Genomic DNA, 2037 nt, shown 5'->3' on the forward strand with positions numbered 1-2037 from the left:
AAAGACGCTTTGGCCGCGCAATCTCCTGTAGTGGTGTCGATTGCAGCAGGAATCGAAGTTTCAAGTTTGCAGAAATGGCTAGGTGAAGACATTGCGATTGTACGCGTGATGCCAAACACGCCTGCTCAAGTATTAGAGGGCGCAAGTGGTTTGTATGCGACTGAGAAAGTCAGTGCCGAGCAAAAGCAAGCGGTTGAAGATGTTTTTGCTGCAATAGGTGTTGCAAGATGGGTCGCCTCAGAGGAGCTGATTCACGCGGTCACGGCAGTATCAGGGAGCGGTCCGGCATATTTCTTTTTGATGATCTCCGAGATGGCGAAGGCTGCTGAGAAACTTGGCTTATCCACAGAAGATGCGAAGCAATTAGCTGCACAAACAGCACTTGGGTCAGCCAAAATGGTGCTCGGAAGTGATCTGCCAGCAGAACAATTAAAGAAAAACGTCATGTCGCCCGGCGGCACAACTGAACGTGCTATTCATGTTTTCGAAAATGAAGGTCTGCCTCAGCTGGTTGAAAAAGCGATGACAGCGTGTGCTGATCGCTCTATTGAAATGGCAGCGCTTCTCGGTAAATAACTATATTGCGCTGCGTATCGTCAGAGAATTCTATGAGCAACGAACAACAATCTATAAAGCTCTCTTTGCTATTAACAGGCAATGAGTTAATGAGTGGTGACATTGTCGATAGCAATTCGGCAATGTTAGCTGAAGCCCTTAGCCCCTTTGGTTGCACGATTTACTACAAGGCAACTGTTGGGGATGACTTAGCCTTGCTTGAGCAGGAAATAGCGCGCATTGCGGGTTTTTCTGATGTGCTTGTTGTGAATGGTGGTTTGGGGCCAACTGTTGACGATCTCACAGCACAAGCCCTAGCCAATGTTATGCGCGTTGATTTGCTTGAACATCCGCAGGCAATGGCGGACCTTGAACAATGGTGCAAAAGTAAAAATATTGCCTTCAATGCAGCCAACAAAAAGCAGGCTATTTTGCCTGACGGGGTAGGTTTAGTTCCTAATGCCACAGGTTCAGCTGTTGGCTTTTCTGCTGAGATTAATGGATGCACTGTTTACTGCACACCTGGAGTCCCATCAGAACTGAAAACAATGTTTAGTGAGGAGATTCTCCCGCGTTTACCTTTAGACTCGAATGCCAAAGTGAAGCGACAACGATATCGTGTTTTTGGAATGGGTGAGTCAGGCATTCAAGAGCGTGTTTTTAAGAGTGGTTTGAAACTTCCAAAAGAATTGGAGCTTGGGTTTCGCGCTTCATTGCCAATGTTGGAGTTAAAGCTCCAAGCAAATCATGAGCAAGACTATGCGTTGCTCGAGCATTTTTCTGAACAAGTGGAGCAATTATTTGGCGCGCATATTGTGACCGATGATAATCGCAGCATTGCGCATGTCGTGAAAGATTTATTGTTAGCGCAAAGCAAACGTGTGACCTTTGCCGAGTCATGTACGGGCGGACTGATCAGCTCTATGATGACCGAGCTTGATGGCGCTTCGGGCGTATTTGATGCTGGCTTTGTTACTTACTCCAATGAAATGAAGCAGAAGATGCTCGGCGTCGAAGAAGCGACATTAATTGCACATGGCGCGGTTAGCCAAGCGGTTGTAGAACAAATGCTATCAGGCGCCTTGGATCGAAGCGGCGCTGATTTAGGTGTCGCGGTATCAGGAATAGCTGGGCCTCAAGGTGGTACAACAGATAAACCTGTCGGTACTGTATGGGTGGCGTGGGGAAGTAAGAGTGAGATAAAGGCACACTGTTTCTACTTTCCAGTAGACAGAAAACGCTTTCAAATACTCGTTGCGGCCTTGGGTTTCGATCTATTGCGTCGTGAGCTGATGCAAGTCAATGAAGAAGCGGCATATTTCAAAGAACGTAGCTTAAAGAACAAGAATTAGTGCGCTGGAAATGAAAAATTATGGGCCGCGTAGATTTGCGACCCATAGGGCACGAGTTTAATTACTTACTCGTATTTGCAAAGATAAGCAGTATCCGTCGGGACGACTAGATCGAAAGACTGATTTGCTT

2 protein-coding genes are annotated in these 2037 nt (G+C 46.7%); both read left to right on the plus strand.

Annotation, left to right across the window (positions count from 1 at the left end):
- A partial coding sequence (locus A3738_RS16835) for a pyrroline-5-carboxylate reductase (protein ID WP_068763739.1) occupies window positions 1-576 on the plus strand: 576 nt, incomplete at its 5' end.
- A gap of 32 nt (window positions 577-608) precedes the next feature.
- A complete protein-coding gene (locus tag A3738_RS16840) occupies window positions 609-1907 on the plus strand; it encodes a CinA family nicotinamide mononucleotide deamidase-related protein (RefSeq protein ID WP_068502930.1) in 1299 nt (432 codons plus the stop codon).
- Window positions 1908-2037: the final 130 nt, after the last annotated feature.

The sequence above is a fragment of the Oleiphilus sp. HI0066 genome (genome assembly GCF_001635725.1).

Coding starts and splice junctions, on each gene's coding strand:
- A3738_RS16840 (WP_068502930.1), top strand. CDS start 609: ATGAGCAACGAACAACAATCTATAAAGCTCTCTTTGCTATTAACAGGC.